This is a genomic window from Streptomyces sp. NPDC059909 (assembly GCF_042730885.1).
Lineage (GTDB): Bacteria > Actinomycetota > Actinomycetes > Streptomycetales > Streptomycetaceae > Streptomyces.
Window position 1 is genome coordinate 1 of record NZ_JBHWKX010000205.1, and the last position, 1821, is coordinate 1821.

Here is a 1821-nt window from a genome sequence, read left to right on the forward strand (position 1 = left end):
AGCGCGTAGAGCTCGGGTCAATGGGTCACGCGCTGTGGGGAGCGCCGACTCACGAGCACACTGGGGCACTCGATCTTCGCCGTCAGGGGTGTCGGCGGATCGTCCTGTGCCCTCTCTCGCAGTGAACAAGTGGACTCATGAGGAGGAACCCATGCGTGGTGCCAAGAGCGCCAAGTGGGTCGCGGGTGCGATAGTCGTCGCCCTGGCCGCGACCGCCTGCGGTGGCAACGACGACGGTGGCGACAAGCCGAAGGCGTCGGGCAAGCCCGCCGGCTACGTCTCGATCGACGTCGGCGAGCCGCAGAAGGCCCTGATCCCGGCCGACACCAACGAGACCCTCGGCTCGTACGTCATCCAGTCGCTCTTCACCCAGCTCCTGGACTTCGACTCCGAGGGCAACATCGTCTACACCAACGCCGAGTCGATCGAGACCAAGGACTCGAAGACCTGGACGGTGAAGCTGAAGAAGGGCTGGAAGTTCCACGACGGCACCCCCGTCACCTCCCAGTCCTACATCGATGCGTGGAACTGGTCCGCGAACATCGAGAACAAGATGCAGAACGCGTTCTGGTTCGAGGACATCAAGGGCTACGAGGACGTCCACCCCGACGGTGAGGGCGCCAAGCCCAAGGCCAAGGAGATGTCCGGCCTGAAGGCCGTGGACGACACCACCTTCACCATCGAGCTCGACAAGCCGGTCCCGTACTTCGAGTACAAGCTCGGCTACGCCACCTGGGCCCCGCTGCCCAAGGTCTTCTTCGACGACCCGAAGGCGTTCGGCCAGAAGCCGGTCGGCAACGGCCCGTACTCGTTCGAGAAGTGGACGCACCGCAAGCTCATCCAGGTCAAGGCCAACGCGGACTACACCGGTCCGAACAAGGCCAAGAACAAGGGCGTCCAGTTCAAGAACTACGCCACCGTCGAGGCCGCCTACCAGGACGTCCTCTCCGGCAACCTGGACATGATCCGCCAGGTCGGCCCGAAGGACCTGCCGAAGTACAAGTCCGACCTCGGTGACGGCGCCGTCGAGCAGGAGTACGCGGCCGTCCAGTCGATCGTCCCCGCCTTCTACACGAAGCAGTGGAAGGACGTCGACCCCAAGGTCATGCAGGGCCTGTCGATGGCGATCGACCGCGAGACGATCACCAAGACCGTCCTCAACAACACCCGCAAGCCGGCGAAGAGCTTCACCCCGCCGCAGGTCAAGGGCAACCAGGACCTCGACACCGAGGTGTTCGACTACAACCCGGACGAGGCGAAGAAGCTCATCAAGGAAGGCGGTGGTGTGCCGGACAACAAGATCTTCATCCAGTACAACACCGACGGTGGGCACAAGGAGTGGGTGACCGCGGTCTGCGAGTCCATCCGCAACGCCACCGGGGTCGAGTGCCTCGGCGACGCCAAGCCCGACTTCGCCACCGACCTCGAGGCGCGCGACAACGACGAGGTCAAGTCGTTCTACCGCGGTGGCTGGGTCGCCGACTACCCGCTGAACGTCAACTTCATGCGTGAGCTGTACGGCACCACGGCCGAGGCGAACAACGGTCGATTCTCCGACAAGGAGGTCGACGACTTGTTCAAGAAGGGCGACAACGCCAAGACGCTGGAGGAGTCCATCAAGCTCTACCAGGAGGCCGAGAAGGTCCTGGTCGAGAAGATGCCCGCCATCCCGCTCTGGACGTACCAGATCAACGGTGGCCACAGCAAGGACGTCGACAACGTCAAGGTCGACTTCCACGGTGACTTCGAGGTCACCGAGGTCACGGTCAAGTAAGCGCGCCCACGGGCCAATTCCCCACTTCGGCCATCACCCCGGCACCG

1 protein-coding gene is annotated in these 1821 nt (G+C 63.6%); it reads left to right on the top strand.

Annotated elements, in window-relative coordinates; translation table 11 throughout:
* Positions 1 to 151 precede the first annotated feature (151 nt).
* A complete protein-coding gene (locus tag ACFV9O_RS40220) occupies positions 152 to 1774 on the top strand; it encodes an ABC transporter substrate-binding protein (protein WP_100454516.1) in 1623 nt (540 codons plus the stop codon).
* Positions 1775 to 1821 lie beyond the last annotated feature (47 nt).

Excerpts from the sequence above, each read along its gene's own strand:
- ACFV9O_RS40220 (WP_100454516.1), top strand. The coding sequence starts at position 152 with ATGCGTGGTGCCAAGAGCGCCAAGTGGGTCGCGGGTGCGATAGTCGTC.